The 17,025-nt window shown below is 72.3% G+C and carries 10 protein-coding genes; 8 read left to right on the forward strand and 2 right to left on the reverse strand.

Annotation, left to right across the window (positions count from 1 at the left end; all coding sequences use genetic code 11):
* The 4 genes from rplO to map all read left to right on the forward strand — a co-directional run bounded on the left by rplO (window position 1) and on the right by map (window position 3,365).
* Entirely contained in the window at window positions 1-441 is a 441-nt protein-coding gene (gene rplO, locus AC3X7R_RS06110; protein ID WP_489964682.1) for a 50S ribosomal protein L15, read from the forward strand.
* Between the two features lie 211 nt (window positions 442-652).
* Complete coding sequence (secY, locus tag AC3X7R_RS06115) at window positions 653-1,948, forward strand: preprotein translocase subunit SecY (RefSeq protein ID WP_489964683.1); 1,296 nt, start codon at window positions 653-655, stop codon at window positions 1,946-1,948.
* Window positions 1,948-2,523: an adenylate kinase gene (locus tag AC3X7R_RS06120; protein WP_489964684.1), complete on the forward strand. Its 576-nt coding sequence runs from the start codon at window positions 1,948-1,950 to the stop codon at window positions 2,521-2,523. Before secY ends, AC3X7R_RS06120 begins: the two co-directional genes overlap by 1 nt.
* A gap of 11 nt (window positions 2,524-2,534) precedes the next feature.
* Window positions 2,535-3,365 (forward strand): type I methionyl aminopeptidase, encoded by an 831-nt coding sequence (gene map, locus AC3X7R_RS06125; protein WP_489964685.1) that lies wholly within the window; start codon window positions 2,535-2,537, stop codon window positions 3,363-3,365.
* Window positions 3,366-3,378: 13 nt separating this feature from the next.
* On the opposite strand, the gene AC3X7R_RS06130 is transcribed toward map, so the two are convergent.
* Window positions 3,379-4,803 (reverse strand): serine/threonine-protein kinase, encoded by a 1,425-nt coding sequence (locus tag AC3X7R_RS06130; protein ID WP_489964686.1) that lies wholly within the window; start codon window positions 4,801-4,803, stop codon window positions 3,379-3,381.
* Entirely contained in the window at window positions 4,800-5,990 is a 1,191-nt protein-coding gene (locus tag AC3X7R_RS06135) for an FHA domain-containing protein (RefSeq protein ID WP_489964687.1), read from the reverse strand. Before AC3X7R_RS06135 ends, AC3X7R_RS06130 begins: the two co-directional genes overlap by 4 nt.
* Window positions 5,991-6,111: 121 nt before the next feature.
* Between AC3X7R_RS06135 and AC3X7R_RS06140 the strand changes: the two genes are divergently transcribed.
* The 4 genes from AC3X7R_RS06140 to AC3X7R_RS06155 are packed head-to-tail and all read left to right on the forward strand — an operon-like array spanning window position 6,112 to window position 16,966.
* On the forward strand, window positions 6,112-12,405 hold the full coding sequence (locus tag AC3X7R_RS06140) for an Ig-like domain-containing protein (protein ID WP_489964688.1): 6,294 nt from the start codon (window positions 6,112-6,114) through the stop codon (window positions 12,403-12,405).
* Between the two features lie 37 nt (window positions 12,406-12,442).
* The gene (locus tag AC3X7R_RS06145) at window positions 12,443-13,411 is read left to right on the forward strand and encodes an AAA family ATPase (RefSeq protein WP_489964689.1); all 969 of its coding nucleotides are present in this window, start codon (window positions 12,443-12,445) and stop codon (window positions 13,409-13,411) included.
* A gap of 7 nt (window positions 13,412-13,418) precedes the next feature.
* Window positions 13,419-14,609 carry a DUF58 domain-containing protein gene (locus AC3X7R_RS06150; RefSeq protein ID WP_489964690.1) on the forward strand — a complete coding sequence of 397 codons (1,191 nt, stop codon included), beginning with the start codon at window positions 13,419-13,421 and terminating at the stop codon, window positions 14,607-14,609.
* Entirely contained in the window at window positions 14,606-16,966 is a 2,361-nt protein-coding gene (locus AC3X7R_RS06155) for a transglutaminase-like domain-containing protein (RefSeq protein WP_489964691.1), read from the forward strand. The genes AC3X7R_RS06150 and AC3X7R_RS06155 overlap by 4 nt, the downstream gene beginning before the upstream one ends.
* The last annotated feature ends 59 nt before the right edge of the window (window positions 16,967-17,025 follow it).

Below are 17,025 nucleotides of genomic sequence, written 5' to 3' on the forward strand. Positions count from 1 at the left end.
ATGACGCTGAAGCTGCACCACCTGCGTCCGGCTCCCGGCGCCAAGACCGCCAAGACCCGTGTGGGTCGCGGTGAGGCCTCGAAGGGCAAGACGTCGGGTCGCGGTACCAAGGGAACCAAGGCCCGTTACCAGGTCCCGGTCGCCTTCGAGGGTGGCCAGATGCCGATCCACATGCGGCTCCCCAAGCTGAAGGGGTTCAAGAACCCGTTCAAGGTGGAGTTCCAGGTCGTCAACCTCGACAAGCTCGGCGAGCTCTTCCCCGAGGGTGGCACCGTCACCGTCGAGGACCTGGTCGCCAAGGGTGCGGTCCGCAACGGCCACCCGGTCAAGGTCCTCGGCCAGGGCGAGATCTCGGTCAAGGTCCAGGTGACCGCGAACGCGTTCTCCGGCTCGGCCAAGCAGAAGATCGAGGCTGCCGGCGGCAGCACCACGCTGGCCTGAGCAGCACACACTGCGCACGGGGCTCGTCCCGGCCGTCCTAGGACGGCGGTGACGGGCCCCGTGCTCGTGCATAGCGGTGATGATGCTGCTGTTAGGCTCTCCCGGGTCCTCGTGACGCGTGCCTCGAGCGTTGCTCGTACGCCGTGTCCAGGCCCACGTCCCGGGTGCCGGGCTCGTCCCGATCCCAGACCCAGCTGAGAAAGAGGAACCAGTGCTAGGCGCGTTCGCCAATGCTTTCCGGACGCCGGACCTACGGCGCAAGCTGCTGTTCGTCCTGCTGATCCTGACGCTCTTCCGACTCGGCTCCCAGGTCCCCGCCCCGGGCGTCCACGTCGCCAACGTCCAGTCGTGCCTCGCGGCCGTCGAGGACCAGGGCATCTACAACCTGATCAACATGTTCTCCGGGGGCGCGCTCCTGCAGCTGACGATCTTCGCGCTCGGGATCATGCCGTACATCACCGCCAGCATCATCCTGCAGCTCCTCGTCGTGGTGATCCCACGGCTCGATGCGCTGAAGAAGGAGGGCCAGGCGGGTCAGACGAAGATCACGCAGTACACCCGCTACCTCACCCTCGGCCTGGCGCTCCTGCAGGCGACCGGCATCGTCGCGCTGGCGCGCTCGGGCAACCTGATCCAGGGCTGTGCGGAGCCGCTCCTGCACAGCGACAGCACCGGCACCTTCCTGATCATGGTGATCACCATGGCCGCCGGTACCGCGGTCATCATGTGGCTCGGCGAGCTCATCACCGACCGGGGCATCGGCAACGGCATGTCGCTGCTGATCTTCGCCCAGGTCGTCGCGACCTTCCCGGGCTCCATGTGGCAGGTCCAGGTCACGAAGGGCTGGTTCACCTTCGGCCTCGTGATGGTCATCGGTCTGGTGATCGTCGCCGGCGTCATCTTCATCGAGCAGGCTCAGCGTCGCATCCCGGTGCAGTACGCGCGCCGCATGGTGGGGCGCAAGATGTTCGGCGGCTCCTCGACCTACATCCCGCTCAAGGTCAACCAGGCCGGCATCATCCCGGTCATCTTCGCCTCGTCGCTGCTCTACCTCCCGGCGATGGCGGTGCAGTTCAGCGACAACACCAGCAACCCGGTGCTGCGGTTCATCAACCGCTACTACGTCAACGGTGACCACCCGATCTACATGGCCACCTACTTCCTGATGATCATCTTCTTCACGTACTTCTACGTGTCGATCACGTTCAACCCCCAGGAGGTGGCCGACAACATGAAGAAGTACGGCGGCTTCATCCCGGGGATCCGGGCCGGCAAGCCGACCGAGTCGTACCTCTCCTACGTGCTGTCCCGGATCACCTTCCCGGGTGCCCTCTACCTCGGCCTGATCTCGCTGATCCCGTTGATCGCGTTGGCGTTGATCGGAGCCAACCAGAACTTCCCGTTCGGCGGGACCTCCATCCTGATCATGGTGGGCGTGGCGCTGGACACCGTGAAGCAGATCGAGAGCCAGCTCCAGCAGCGCAACTACGAAGGGTTCCTCAGCTGATGCGCCTGATCATCATGGGACCGCCCGGGGCCGGCAAGGGCACCCAGGCGAAGTTCATCGCCGAGCACTACGGCATCCCGGCGATCTCGACGGGCGACATCTTCCGCGCCAACGTCTCTGAGGGCACCCCGCTGGGCGTCGAGGCCAAGAGGTTCATGGACGCCGGCGAGTACGTCCCGGACTCCGTCACCAACGCGATGGTCCGCGACCGGCTCGGCGAGGCCGACTGCGAGCCCGGGTTCCTGCTCGACGGGTACCCGCGCACCGTTGCCCAGGTCGAGGAGCTCGACGGGATGGTCGTCGAGCGCGGCTGCAAGCTGCAGGCCGTGGTGGTCCTGACGGTCGACGGCGAGGAGATCGTCCAGCGCCTGCTCCAGCGGGCGCAGGTCGAGGGCCGGGCGGACGACACCGAGGACGTCATCCGCCGCCGCCAGGAGGTCTACGCCCAGGAGACCGCGCCGCTGATCGACGTCTACCGCGAGCGCGGGCTGCTGGTGGAGGTCGACGGGATGGGCGAGGTCCCCGAGGTGACCTCGCGGGTCTTCGCCGCGCTCGACTCCGCGCCCGGCGCCTGACGGCCGCCGCGATGGGCTTCCGCGACCGCGGGGTCGAGATCAAGACCCCGGAGCAGATCGAGGCGATGAGGGCCGCCGGTCTGCTCGTGGGTCGGACGCTGGAGCTGCTCCGGTCGTCGGTGCGCGCAGGGATCAGCACGCTCGAGCTGGACGCGATCGCCGAGGAGAACATCCGGTCGGCCGGTGGCGTGCCGTCCTTCAAGGGGTACAGCCATCCTCCGTTCCCCGGCACCATCTGCGCCTCGGTCAACGAGCAGGTCGTCCACGGCATCCCGGGCGGTCGCGTCCTGGCGGACGGGGACGTGATCTCGATCGACTGCGGGGCCATCGTCGACGGCTGGCACGGTGACGCCGCGATCACGGTGGCGGTGGGGGAGGTCCCCGACGACGTGACGAGGCTGCTGGAGGTGACCGAGGAGAGCCTGTGGCGGGGCATCGCGGCCGCCCGGCTCGGAGGGCGGGTCACCGACATCGGGCACGCGATCGAGACCTTCGTCCGCTCGCAGGGCGACTACGGCATCGTCGAGGACTACACCGGCCACGGCATCGGGACCCAGATGCACCAGCCGCCCGACGTCCCCAACTACGGCCGCGCGGGCCGCGGCCCCAAGCTGGTGCGCGGACTCGCCCTGGCGGTGGAGCCGATGCTCACGCTGGGCACCCAGGAGACCGAGCTCGACGAGGACGAGTGGACGGTCGTGACCGCCGACGGGTCCTGGGCCGCGCACTTCGAGCACACCTTCACCCTCACCCCGGCAGGTGCCTGGGTGCTCACCGCGCTCGACGGCGGCGAGGAGCGGCTCGGCCGGCTCGGCGTCCCCTTCGGCGGTCGCTCCGGCTGAGACCTCCGCCGGCTCAGCCGCAGTCGCGGCCGGTGGGGGAGCTCTCGCCGTCGCGTTCCAGCGAGACCTGCAGGCAGCTCCGCTCCGCGGTCCGCAGCAGCAGGCTGTCCTTGCGGGTGGTGCGGTACTCGTCGCGCTCCACCAGGTAGAGACGCCACTTGTCGCCCGGCTCCAGGTCGCCCGCGACGCTCCAGGTGAAGCGGACCCCCTGGGGGCCTCGCTCGGCCCGCACCGTCGGGGGCTGGTCCAGGACTCCGGGCAGCAGGATCGGCGTGGTCGCCGGGGGCGCCGTCGGGACCGGTCCTGCCTCGGGCTCACGGTGGCCGCGCAGGAGGAGACCGGCGACCACCGCGACGACCGCGACGACCGCCGCCACCGTCCACAGGGCGCTCGTGGCGGGGCTGCGCCCGGCTGGACGCTGGCCGGTGAGCGAGGTCGCCCGCTCCTCCGACGGCCGGGGTCCCGCGGTGACCACGGTCACGGGCTTCATGATCGTGTGGTCCTCCGCCGCCACCGGGACGGGGGAGGAGTCCTGGACCTGAGGGATCCGGGGCAGCGCGGTGGCCTCGTCGGAACGGTCTCCCTCGACGGCCACCGCGGTGCGCGGGAAGCCGGCGTCGGCCTCGATCCGCTGCAGGGCGCGCGCCAGGTCCAGGGCGGTCCGGGGACGGTGGTCGGGGTTCTTGGCCAGGCACTGCTGGAGCAGTCTGTCGAGCGCGGGCGGGACGTCGGGGCGCTGGGTCGCCGGCGCGGACGCGTGCAGGATGCGGGCGCTCAGCGCCCGGGTGGAGTTGTCCCCGTTGGGCACCGAGAAGGGCGACCGCCCCACCAGCAGGTGCCAGATGGTGGCACCGAGCGAGTAGACGTCGGAGGCCACGGAGCCGTTCGAGCGGCCGTCGAGCATCTCCGGGGGCGACCACGGGTAGGAGATGCGGACGTCGTTGTCGCCCTCCACGTCCTGGATGTGCCCGGCGATGCCGAAGTCGGTCAGGGCGGGCTCGTGGTAGGTCGTGACCAGCACGTTGCTGGGCTTGATGTCGCGGTGCAGGATCCCGGACCGGTGGGCGGTCTCGATCGCGCTGGCGAGCTTGATCCCCGTGGCCACGGCCTCCATCGGCGGCATCGGGTTGGCCCGCACCCGGACCCCGAGGTCGGGTGGCGGGCAGTAGCGCATCACCAGGAAGGGGCGGCCACCCTCCTCGGTGATGCCGGCCGTGATCACCGAGACGATGTAGGGGTGGTCGGCCAACCGCGCCATGGCGTTGGCCTCCGCCGCGAAGAGCGACTTCTCGCGGTCGGTCAGCGGCACGTCGGGCCGCACCACCTTGACCGCCACCCGCTGGCGCGGCCACTCCTGCTCGTAGAGGAAGACGTCGGCGAAGCCGCCGCTGCCCAGGTGCTCGACGAAGGTGAACCCGGGGAGGTGAGGAGCGCTCACGCGGCGCCCCCGGTCTCGGCGGGTCCGGCCTCGGGACCGGCCTCGGGACCGACCTCGGGACCGACCTCGAAGCGGACCTCGTAGGTGTCGGCGAGGTCCAGCACATGGCCGGGCTCGAGCACGTAGGGCTGGTCGGGCACCATCCGCACCGGCGCCTGACCCGGGACCTTCAGCGTGGTCCCCCCGCGCGACCCGAGGTCGCGGGCGACCACCTGCCAGCCCTCGACCGCCAGGTGCAGGTGCATCCGGGAGACGAAGCCCCGGTCGGTGGGCACGGTCACCAGGTGAGGCCAGTCGCCGGGAGCCGGCAGCGGCTGCGGCCGGCGCCCGAGCACGACGGGCCGGTCGAGGGGGACCACCTCCCCCGTGGCCAGGCGCAGCCCGCCGAGCACCGGCCGGGGGACCCGCTGCGCGTGCTGGGGGGCGATCTGGCTGCGGCAGATGCGGCACAGCGCCTGGGTCGGGGGAGTGAGGTGGCCCGCGGGACACCACACGGCGTCGACGGTCTCCACCAGCCCGGTCGCCACCAGGTGATCGGGGCGGAAGACGGTGGAGCCGTCGTGGTCGGGTGCGAGTGCGGGTGCGGGTGCAGGTGCAGGTGCGGGCTCGGGTGCGGGGTCGGGCTCGGGCTCCGGGACCGCAGCGGCGTGTAGCGCCACCAGGTCGGGGTCGGGCTCGGTGGTCTCCCGTGCCGTCGAGTCGGCCGGGTCCGTGCGCCGGATCCGTGCCCGGCGCGGAGGCGGACCGTCCGGGCCCTTGGCACGCAGGATCTCGGTCGGGATGCCGTCGATGAGCCCCGCGCCGGTCTCCGGGGCGGAGGTGACGGCACGCGCGGGCAGGGACACCTCGGCGGCGTCGGCCGCCGCGACGCCCCCCAGCAGGGTGCGGGTGGGTCGGGCCCCGGAGCCGTCGAGCGTCAGCACCAGGCCGGAGTCGGTGGTGCGGACCGCCCCGGAGCCCCGGGTGACTGGCTCCTGGCGCGGGTCGACCAGGACGAGCGCGGGCACCTCGCCGCCGAAGGCGCGCTCGGCGACCGGCAGGACGCGGGCCACCGGGTCGGCGGAGCCGAGCGCCTCCCAGAGCTCCGCCACGACCGCCTCGTCGCGGGGGTCGGTGAGCAGCAGCCAGTGGTCCCGGGAGCCCATCAACAAGCCGCTCCCCGCGGCATACCGGGTCTCCTGGACCACGCGACCCCTCCTTCTGTGTCCGGACGACATTCTGGCGGACCACCCGGAGGCGGCCCGCTCTGCGTCCATGATGGCACCGCAGCCCTGCAGATCACGTAGTCTCACCCCTCGTAGTGCGTGGTTGCACAAGATCCAGGGGGAGACCATCACGATGCGCGGGTTCCTGCGTCGGCACAGGGCGGCGATTGCCTCCAACACGGCTCTGGCCGTCGCGGCGGGTGCCGTGCTGGTCTACGCGGTCTCCGCCGACGGGTACCAGTCCCACCGCACCGAGCTCAACGACGGCGGTATCTGGGTCACCAAGAGCGACAAGGGCTACTTCGGCCGCGTCAACAAGCCGATCGGCAAGCTGGACGGTGCCGTCCCGCTGGAGCAGGACGCCGACCTGGACATCATCCAGGACGGCGCTGCCGTGGTCGGCGTCAACGGCAGGGCGGGGCGCCTCGTGCCGCTGGACCCCGCGACGCTGGACGCCAACGACGGTGCCAGCTCGTCCCTCGCGCCAGGGGGCACCGTGGCGATGGCCGGCGGCACGCTCGCCGCGGTCGATCCGGAGTCCGGCAGCACCTGGGCCGTGCGCTACGACGCCGCGGTCGGGGCGCCGCTGGCCTCCGCGCTCGACCAGCAGTCCGAGCCGCTGGCCAAGGTCGGCGGCACGGCCACCATGACCGTCACCCGCGGCGGTGCGGTGGTCGTCGTCTCGGGCGAGAAGGACCGGATCGCGGTCTGGGAGCCTCAGGAGTCGGGGGCCGACCTGGCGGACCCGGTGACCGAGAAGCTGCCGGACGCCGCCGGCGACCCCACGCACGCGACCGCGGTGGGGGAGGTGGCGGTGACGCTGGACCGGGCCGACGGGACGCTGTGGACCAGGTCCGGAGGCACCGCCTCGCTCGCCGCCGGCGGAGTGCTGCAGCAGGCGGGACCGAGCGCCGACTCGGTCCTGGTGGCGCACGAGGAGGGCCTCTGGGAGGTGGATCTCGTCTCCGGTCGCGTCTCCACCCTCCTCGACGGCGCCTCGGGGACCCCGAGCGCCCCGGTCAGGCTGGGGGAGTGCGTCTTCGGGGCATGGTCCGGTGGCGAGGGTCAGGTCGCCGTCGGCTGCGGCGGGGCGAAGCCCACCCTCACCTCCCTCGGTGCCAAGGGGACGGCCACCGACCTCGTCTTCCGGGTCAACCGGGGCGAGATCGTCCTCAACGACGTGGCCAGCGGCTCGGTGTGGGAGGTCGACTCGGAGGACCCCCAGCGCATCGACAACTGGGAGGCGTTCACCGACAGCAAGAAGGTCGAGACGGAGCAGAAGGACGACGAGCAGCAGTCGACCGGGGACCGCCGGCCACCGCAGGCCAAGCCCGACGACTTCGGCGCCAGGGCCGGCCGCACGAGCGTCCTCTACCCGCTCGACAACGACGCGGCCCCCGAGGGGCGCCTGCTCGCGATCCAGGGCGTCGACCAGCCCAACCTGCCCGGCGCCCGGGTGGCGATCAGCCCGGACCGGCAGACCCTGCAGCTGTCGCTGCCGGAGAACGCCCGCGGCCAGGCCAGCTTCGACTACTACATCGACGACGGTCGCAACCTCAAGGACCAGGCCACCGTCACCGTCGACGTGCGCGGCGGCCAGGACAACGCCCCGCCCTCGCTGCGGGAGGGGCACGAGCCCCGGCAGTGGCGGATGCCGGCCAGCGGCTCCCTCGAGCTTCCCGTCCTGCCGGACTGGCGCGACCCGATCGACAGCGACCCGCTGATGCTGGAGTCGGCGCGCGTGGTGGGCGGCCTGGAGGGGGTGGTGGCACGGACCACGACCAACGGGCGGCTGCGGATCTCCGCGCCGGGCCGTGGCGGCGAGGTCCAGGTCGAGTACGCCGTCTCCGACGGTCTCTCCGAGCCGGTGCGCGAGGTCGTCAACGTCACCGTCCAGGACAAGTTCGAGCAAACCACCTACCCGGCCGTCGCCGAGCCCGACGTGGTCAGCGGCGAGGTCGGCAAGCCCATCGTGGTGCGGCCGCTCGCCAACGACCTGCCCGGCTCCGACCCGGGCACCCCTGACGCCCAGCTCGAGCTGGGCGGGCGGATCCCCGACCAGGTCGGCGCCAAGGTCCGCACCGACGTCAACACCGGGGTGGTACGGGTCGACGCCAACAAGGCGGGGACCTACCTGCTGGACTACCAGACCGCCTACGGCAACGCGAAGCTGGCGCGCGGCAAGATCCGCGTCGACGTGCGTCCCCCGCCCAAGAACCCGCAGGACCCCGTGGCGACCCCCGACACGCTCACGCTCTACGGCCAGACGGCCGCGACGGTCGACGTGCTGGCCAACGACGTGGACCCGGCGGGAGGCATCCTGGTGGTCCAGGATGCGCGCGCCGACCGGCCGGACCAGGTCGACGTGGCGATCGTGGAGGGACGCTGGCTGCGCGTCTCGGCGAGGCAGGGTGCGCTGAGCCCGAGCGCCCAGGTGGTGCGCTACACGATCAGCAACGGCGCGGTGTCGGGGGTCTCGGGCGAGGTGCTGGTCACCCAGCGCCCGAAGCCGAAGGACAACACCCCCGTCACCGGACCCGACCGGGTGGTCGTGCGAGCGGGGCAGGTGGTGGCCCATCCGGTCCTCGACAACGACTTCAGTCCCTCCGGCGACAGGCTCGACCTCGCCCAGGACGCCACCGTCGAGAACCCCGGCGAGCTGGAGGTGGAGGCCCCGCAGGACTACACCGGCGACGCCGGAGCGGCGTACGCGGCCGGCCGTCTGGTCCGCTACGTCGCTCCCACGGGCCTGGTGGAGCGCGAGTCGTTCTCCGTGCCCTACATCGCGGAGAACTCCACCGGAGAGACCGCCGCCGGCGAGCTGACCGTGGTGGTGGTGCCCGACGACGGGCCGAACTCGCCGCCCGAGCCACCCGCCCTGGAGGGCAGGGTCGTCGCGGGCGACTCGCTGCGGATCAAGCTGCCGGGGAGCGAGATCGATCCCGACGGCGACCCCGTCGTCGTGACCGGGATCGACGCGCCCCCGCGGCTCGGGCGACTGGTCGAGTTCGGCGCCAACTACCTGCAGTACCAGGCCTACCCGAACGCCGCCGGCACCGATGAGTTCGCCTACACCCTGACGGACGCCCGCGGGGCCGAGGCGACGGGCGTCGTCCGGGTCGCGGTGGTGCCCGCCGGGCTTCCGCAGCCGCCCGTGGCCGTCGCGGACGACCTGACCGTCGCCCCCGGCGCGGTGGCCCGGGTCGACGTGCTCGCCAACGACGAGATCGGCTCGACCGACCGGATCACCCTGGAGCTGGTCGACCCGCCCGACGGGGTCCGCCTGGAGTCGGCGATCGGGCCGCTGCTCGTCGAGACCCCCGCGGACGAGGGCGCCGACACCCTCGAGGTGGTCTACTCGCTGAGCAACGGGCTGGCGAGCTCCCTGGCCACGGTGCGCGTCGAGACCGTCGCGGGCTTCAACAACGCCCCCGTCGTCCAGGACGCCTTCGGGCGTGCCGACGCCAGCGACGCGGTCAAGGTCGACCTGCTGGCCGCCGCCGACGAGCGCCCGGCGGCCTACGACCCCGACGGAAGCGTCGAGGACCTGCGGGTGACCCGGGTCTACGCCGAGGACGGTACCTACGAACTGATCGGCAACACGGTCACCGTGACCCGTGGGGACGCGCCGAAGGTGGTGCCGTTCCGGGTGGAGGACGCGCGGGGCGGGGTGGCCAGCGCCTCCCTCTACGTGCCGCCTGCCGCAGGCGGTCGTCCGTACCTCAAGGACGGCTCCCTGATCGAGATCGACTCCGGCGCCACGAAGAGGTTCGAGATCGGCCGGTTCATCGCCAACCCCGGTGGGGGCGCACTCGCCCTGGCGGGTCCCCAGCAGGTGTGGGGATCGCCGCGGAGCGCGGTCAGCGTCCGCGGAACGTCCGGCACCGAGGTGGAGGTCTCGACCCGCAAGGACTTCCGCGGCCCCGGGGCGGTGATGGTCGAGGTCGTCTCCGGTGCAGGCGAGGGCGACGGAGAGGGCGAGGACGCTGCGCGGTCGACGGTGATCTCGATCCCGGTGCAGGTCGGCGACGACCGGCCCGAGCTCGACTGCCCCGACACGCCCATCGAGGTGGCCGCCTCCGACTCGGCCCAGATCGACGTGCCGTCGGTCTGCACCGTGACGACCGTGCCGGGCGCCCCGAACCGGTTCTCCCTCGACTACACCGCGAGCTGGACCTCGGAGGTCTCGGGGGTCACCCTCTCCTCCGTCCGGGGGACGCTGCTCGACGTGGCCGTCGACGGTGGCGTGCGGGCCGGCTCCACCGCGGTGCTCGCGGTCCGGGCCGGCGACAGCGACCCGGACACCCTGCGGGTCAGGGTGACGCGGGCACCGTCACCCTCCCTCATCTCGTTCTCGGTGCCGGACATGAAGCCCGGGTCGAGCAGGGAGATCAACCTCTCGCGCTACCTGCGCGCCGGGGTGAAGGACCCGCAGCCGACGATCCTCGGCGTCCGCCGGGTCTCGGGGAACTCCGTGAACGCCTCCTCCTCGGGCGCCACCCTGCGGCTGAGCGCGCCCAAGGGGGCGGGGGGCCGCACCGAGCTCCAGGTCGAGATGAGCGACGTCTCGTCGAGCAACCCCGGCCCCGAGCGCCGGGTCAGCGCCCGGGTGAGCATCGAGGTCCAGGATGTCCCGACCGCGCCCGGTGCTCCGTTCTCCAACGAGATCAAGGACCGCTCGGTGGAGCTGAGCTGGCAGCCGTCGGACCCCCGGGGGGCCCGCATCGACTTCTACGAGGTGCGGCTGGTCGACGGATCCCGCTCGCAGCGGTTCCGGACCAACCGCGGGACCTTCCGGGTGCCCGACAACGGCAAGCGCTACGCCTTCCAGGTCAGGGCTCACAACAAGGTCGGCTTCTCCGAGTGGAGCAGCCGCTCGCCCTCCGCCGTGATCGACAAGCAGCCGGGGCGGGTGCCGTGGATCCGCGCGGAGAACATCGGGGACGGCACCCTGACCCTGCGCTGGGGCAAGGCGCCGACGGCCGCCTCGGACGTCCAGACCTACTACATCTCGTGGCGTGACGGCAGCGCCGAGGTGCCGGGGACCACGCGCTCCCTGCCCGTCGCCGCGCTGGACAACAACCAGCAGTACGAGTTCTCCATCCGCGCCCGCAACGCGACGGGCACCTCGGTGCCTCGGGTCTCGGACCCGTTCCAGTCGATCGGGACCCCGGCGAGCCCGCGCGGCCTGACTGTCGCGGACCTGCAGACCGGGACCGGCGCGACCACCTTGCGGCTGGACTGGGCCGGAACCCTCCCGGAAGGGCCGGCCCCGACCTTCTACTCCGTGCGGGCCACCGTCAACGGCAGGACCGAGGTCCTGCCCGAGTGCCGACGGATCGAGGCGACCACCTGCCGCCACACCGGTGTGCCCTACGACGGCCGGGTCTGGAACTACACGATCCAGGCCCACAACGAGCGGAACACCTCCGCCCCGAGCCCGCCGGTGACCTTCGCCGCGGTCGGCGTCCCGGAGGCCTGGGACGCGTGGCGCTGGGACGCCACCGGGCGGGACAACCAGGTGACGCTCACCTACCGGGTGCCCGTCTCGCGCGGCGCCCAGAGCAACGTGACGGTGCTGGTCAACGGGGTGCCGTCCGGCCAGCCGGCCAACCAGGTGGGCCAGCAGGCCCAGACCATCAGCCTCCCCAGCAACCTCAACCCCCACTCGGTGCGGTTGCAGGTGTGCAACGAGGAGCGCCGGTGCAGCGAGAGCAACGCCCAGGACGCCCAGAGCTTCGGGCCGTTGACCGACCAGATGGTCCGGACCAGGGCGGTCGTCAACGGCAGCTCCGTGCAGTGGGTCGTCGAGGGCAACAACAACGGCAACCCGGGCAGGCTGACCATCCGGGTCTACGACGCGACCGTCCGTGGCGACTTCCGTCTGCAGACCGATCTCAGCGTGGACCTCACGGGCTACGGTCCCGGGAACTTCACCTATCCGCTCCAGGCCATCGAGACCGGCTGGCGGTCGACGTCGCGCATCGAGGTGTCGCTCTACGACGACGCTCCCGGCGGCCGCGGGGTGGGCAACGCGTTCCAGTCGGTCGAGACCGGGGAGCCTCCCGCGCCGGTCATCACGGTCACCAAGGTGCCCTGCAAGGACGGCACCGACAGCCCCTGTCGCCCGACCGACACCGGCGCGCCGTGCGTGATCGACTCCTGTGGCTTCGTCGCGGTCCGGGTGACCGGCTTCCTCTCCACCTACAACTGCAGCGTGGCGCGCGATCGCTTCCTGCAGGACCCCGAGGTCCTCTACTCCATCCCGAACCAGGGCGGGGAGTACAGCGCCACGACGCCGGCCTACCTCTCGAGCGGGACCGTGACCGTCTCCTGCACCACGGTCAACCAGGAGGAAAAGCAAAGACAGAGTGGAAGCGGCTCCAAGCAGTGGTGACACCGGGGACCAGACCCCCTCGAACGGAAGAAGACGCATGACGATCTCCCACGAGCAGGCCGAGTGGTTCAAGAAGACCTTCGACCAGCTGACCGACAACATCGAGAAGGCCGTCCTGGGCAAGCGCCGGGTGGTGCGCCTGGCGCTGACGTGCCTGCTCTCGGAGGGCCACATCCTGCTCGAGGACGTCCCCGGGACCGGCAAGACGATGTTGGCGCGCGCGCTGGCCAACACCGTCCAGGGCAGCCACGCCCGCATCCAGTTCACGCCCGACCTGCTGCCCTCGGACGTCACCGGTGTGACGGTCTACGACCAGCACAAGGGCTCGTTCGAGTTCCACTCCGGCCCGATCTTCCACACCATCGTGCTGGCCGACGAGATCAACCGGGCCTCGCCCAAGACGCAGTCGGCCCTGCTCGAGGTGATGGAGGAGGGCCAGGTGACCGTCGACGGGGTCGCCCACTCGGTGGGCCGCCCGTTCCTGGTGATCGCGACGCAGAACCCGATCGAGCAGGCCGGCACCTACCGCCTTCCCGAGGCGCAGCTGGACCGCTTCCTGATGAAGACCTCCGTCGGCTACCCGGACCGGCAGGCCACCGTCGAGCTCCTGGTCAACGCCAGGGTGCGCGACCGCGCCGCCCTGGTGTCGCCGGTGATCACGGCGCAGACGATCGCGCAGATGAGCGAGCTCGCCGACGAGGTGTACGTCGACCCCGCCGTGATCGGCTACGTCGCCGAGCTCGCCGAGGAGTCGCGCCGCCTGCCCCACGTCAGGCTCGGTCTCTCGGCGCGCGGCTGCCTGGCCCTGGTGCGGGTGGCCAAGACCTGGGCGGCCGCCGACGGTCGTGACCACGTGGTCCCCGACGACATCCGCGAGCTCGCCGAGCCGGTGCTCAGCCACCGGCTGCTCCTCGACGCCGAGGCCCAGTTCAGCGGGGTCTCGGTGGAGACCGTGATCGGACGTCTCCTGGACTCCGTCGCCCCGCCGACCGACCGGGTGGCCTGAGGCGTCGATGGAGTTCCTGCTGCGAGGGGTGCGTGAGGTCGGGGCGGTCGTCCGTCCGACCGGCTGGGTGGTGCTGGGTCTGGGCGTGGGCGCCCTGCTCCTGGCCGCCCTGACGGGCTGGCTGGAAGCCGGGGTCCTGGCGGCCGCCTGCCTGGTGCTCCTCGTCCTGGCGACGCCCTTCCTGCTGGGACGCACCTCCGTCCGGGTCGACCTGCGTCTCGAGCCGGAGCGGGTGGTGGCGGGTGAGTCCGTGGCCACCGGGGTGGTGGTGACCAACGTCTCCGGACGGCGGATGATGCCCACGACGCTCGAGGTGCCGGTCGGCTCGACGGTGCACCGCTATGCGGTCGGTGCGCTGGGCGCGGGGGAGAGCGACGAGGAGTCGTTCACCATCCGCACCGAGCGCCGCGGCGTCATCTCGGTGGGGCCCGCAACGACGTTGCGCGGCGACCCGCTCGGTCTCTTCTCCCGGGACATGGTCTGGACCCCGCGGCGCGAGGTGCTGGTCCGCCCCGCGGTGCTGCCGCTGGAGTCGCTCGGAGCCGGTCTGCTCCGTGACCTGGAGGGCGTCTCGACCGACGCCGTGAGCCAGAGCGACCTGGCCTTCCACGCGCTGCGTGAGTACGTGCCCGGCGACGACCTGCGCCACGTCCACTGGCGCTCGTCGGCCAAGGTGATGGCCTCCACCGGGGAGAACGCCCTCCTGGTCCGCCAGTACCTGGACACCCGGCGCAGCCACGCCACCCTGGTGGTCGACGACAGGCTCCGCTCGTGGCACGACGAGGAGGGCTTCGAGACCGCGATGACGGTGGCCGCCTCGATCGCCGTCCGTGCCTCCAGCGACGAGTTCGACGTCTCGTTCGTCTGCGGGGACCAGGCGTCCTCCGGCAGCCAGGCGCTGCTGGCCCTCGACGCGGTCTGCCGCGCCGACTTCGGTGACGCCGGGCTCGTCGCCACCGCACGCCGAGCCGTCGGGGTCGCGCCGGACACCAGCATCGCCTTCTTCGTCACCGGCTCCGAGGCCGCCTTCGCCGACGTGCAGCGCGCCTCGGCCGCCTTCGGCCCGGAGGTGCGGCGCTACGCCATCCTGGTGGAGCCGACAGGCACGAGCCGGGTCTCCGACGCCGCCGGCCTCCGGGTGCTGCACCTGGTCGCCAAGCAGGACCTGGGCCGTCTTCTGCACTGGAGCGTGGCATGAGCACCACCACGGGCACCCGGACCAGGACCCGCGCCGAGCGGCGCTGGCCGGGGCGTGAGGAGTGGGTCGACCTCGGCATCCTGGTCCTGCTCGTGGGGGTCGCGCTCTCCGGCCTGGCCGCCTCGTTCACCGGCTGGCAGTTCCTGGTCGTCGGCGTGCTCGGCACGGTCCTGGCGATCGGCTCCTCGGTGCTCTGCCGTGCGTTCGGGCTGCCGGCCGTCGCGGCGGTGCTGCTCACCGTGCCGGTCTTCCTGCTGCTCGGGGGGCCGTTGACCTTGCGCTCCGAGGGGGACACCGCCTTCCTCCCGGGCCCGAGCACGCTCGGGGCCCTCGTCGACCAGCTGCTCTACGGGTGGAAGGACCTGCTGACCACGCTGCCCCCCGTCGAGGGCGACGGGCCGCTGCTGGTGCTGCCGTGGATCATCGGCCTGGTCGCCGGCCTGGTCGGCTCCGGCGCGGTCCTGGTCGAGGTGCGCCGCGCCTGGTTGACCGCCGTGCTGCCGGTGCTGGCCGCGACCGGGGTGCTGGCGGCCACGATCCTCCTCGGGGTCTCCCACCCGCAGTCGCTGCTGCTCCAAGGTGCGGTCTTCGCCGCGCTCGCGCTCGGCTGGCTGGCGCTGCGCGGGCGCCGGGCCACCGCCCAGGTGCGGGTGGGTCGCCCCGGCCCGGTCCGGATCGCGGCCGGGGTCGGCCTGCTGGCGCTCGCGGCCGCGGCCGCCCTCCCGGTGGCCCAGGCCGTCATGGACGAGGACCCCGACCGGCTGGTCCTGCGCGAGCACGTCGAGCCGCCGTTCGACGTCGGCGCCTACCCGTCGCCGCTGGCCGCCTTCCGCAACTACGTGGACCTGGGGAACAGGCGCGAGGCGACCAACGTCTTCCACGAGGAGATGTTCGTGGTCGAGGGGGCGCCGCCCGGCACCCGTCTGCGGATGGCGACCCTCGACCACTGGGACGGCATGGTCTACGGCGCGACCAACGACCCGTTGGCCGCCGAGTCCGGCGACGCCTTCCAGCGGGTCTCCTCGGTGATCGACAACCCGGTCCGGGGCCGTGAGGTGAGCGTGCGGGTCCGGGTCACCGCCGGCTACTCCGGGGTCTGGCTGCCCACCGTCGGTGCGCTCCAGTCGATGGAGTTCGAGTCGGGCGACCCCAGGACCAAGGCGGAGACCTTCCGCTACAACCTGGCGACCTCGACCGCCGTGGTGCCGAGCGGCCTCCACCCCGGCGACGTCTACTCCTTCGACGCGGTGGTGCCCGACGACGCGGTGACGGCCGAGACCGGCGCCTCCCCGCTCCCGGGGGCGCTCAACGCGGACACCGGCTTCCTCGACCAGGCCCGAGACAAGTGGACCGAGACCGCCAGCACCCCGATGGAGCGCGTCTTCGCCGCTGCCGACCACCTGCGGGAGAAGGGTCGCTACTCCGACGGCGTGCGCCGGTCCGAGCGCGGCTACCACCCCGGTCACGGCCACAAGCGCCTCTCCGACGAGTTCGTCAACTCCGAGCCGATGGTCGGCAACGACGAGCAGTACGCGGCGGTGATGGCGCTGATGGCCAACAAGCTCGGCGTCCCCGCCCGGGTGGTGCTGGGCGCCGTGGTCCCCGAGGGCGGCGTGGTCAAGGGCGAGCACGTCGAGGCCTGGGTGGAGCTCCGGGTCGAGGACGGGACGTGGCGCACGCTGCCCACCGAGCGCTTCATGTCCACCAAGCCGCCGGCCGAGCGGCAGCCCGAGACCCAGGAGCCGATGACCGGCACCGTGGTGCCGCCGCCGGCCCCGATCCCGCCCCCCTCCGACCTGGGGGAGTCCTCGGACTCCGAGCTGCGCACCCGGATGCAGCAGGAGGAGGCCGAGGAGGAGGACGACGAGGAGGCCGCGGGCGGTCTGCCCGCATGGGTGGGCACGGTGGCCAAGGTCGTCGGGCTCCCGCTCCTCCTCGTCGCCGCCGTGGTGGGCGCAATCGTCGGCGCCAAGGCGCTGCGACGGCATCGCCGCCGCCGCGCGCCGAGCGTCTCCACCCGCTTCGTGGGCGCGTGGCGCGAGCTGGTCGACCAGGCGAGAGACCTGGGCCAGCCGGTCCCCGCGGGGCCGTGGGCGACCCGCCGCGAGCAGTCGGCGGCGATGACCTCCGACGGCTCCCCGGCGCTGGCCCGGGAGGCGGACGGCTTCGTCTTCGGCCCCACCCCGCCGCTCCCCGAGCAGGCCGAGACCTACTGGGGCACGATCGAGCAGGAGCGGCGGGCGATGGTCGCGGGGCTCGGGCGCTGGGCGCGGGTCCGCGCGGCCCTCAGCCTGGCGAGCTTCCGGTCCGGCGCGGGACGCCGGCGCCGGCGACCGTGGGGCTCCTCGGCTGATTAGGGTTTCGGGGCAGGCCCCACTAGACTGATGCGTCGGCCCAACGTGGGCATGCTTGCAGG

This window comes from Nocardioides sp. Z22_16, from assembly GCF_058134365.1.

Excerpts from the sequence above, each read along its gene's own strand:
- AC3X7R_RS06145 (WP_489964689.1), top strand. The coding sequence starts at position 12,443 with ATGACGATCTCCCACGAGCAGGCCGAGTGGTTCAAGAAGACCTTCGAC.
- map (WP_489964685.1), top strand. The coding sequence starts at position 2,535 with ATGGGCTTCCGCGACCGCGGGGTCGAGATCAAGACCCCGGAGCAGATC.
- AC3X7R_RS06150 (WP_489964690.1), top strand. The coding sequence starts at position 13,419 with ATGGAGTTCCTGCTGCGAGGGGTGCGTGAGGTCGGGGCGGTCGTCCGT.
- AC3X7R_RS06155 (WP_489964691.1), top strand. The coding sequence starts at position 14,606 with ATGAGCACCACCACGGGCACCCGGACCAGGACCCGCGCCGAGCGGCGC.
- AC3X7R_RS06120 (WP_489964684.1), top strand. The coding sequence starts at position 1,948 with ATGCGCCTGATCATCATGGGACCGCCCGGGGCCGGCAAGGGCACCCAG.
- rplO (WP_489964682.1), top strand. The coding sequence starts at position 1 with ATGACGCTGAAGCTGCACCACCTGCGTCCGGCTCCCGGCGCCAAGACC.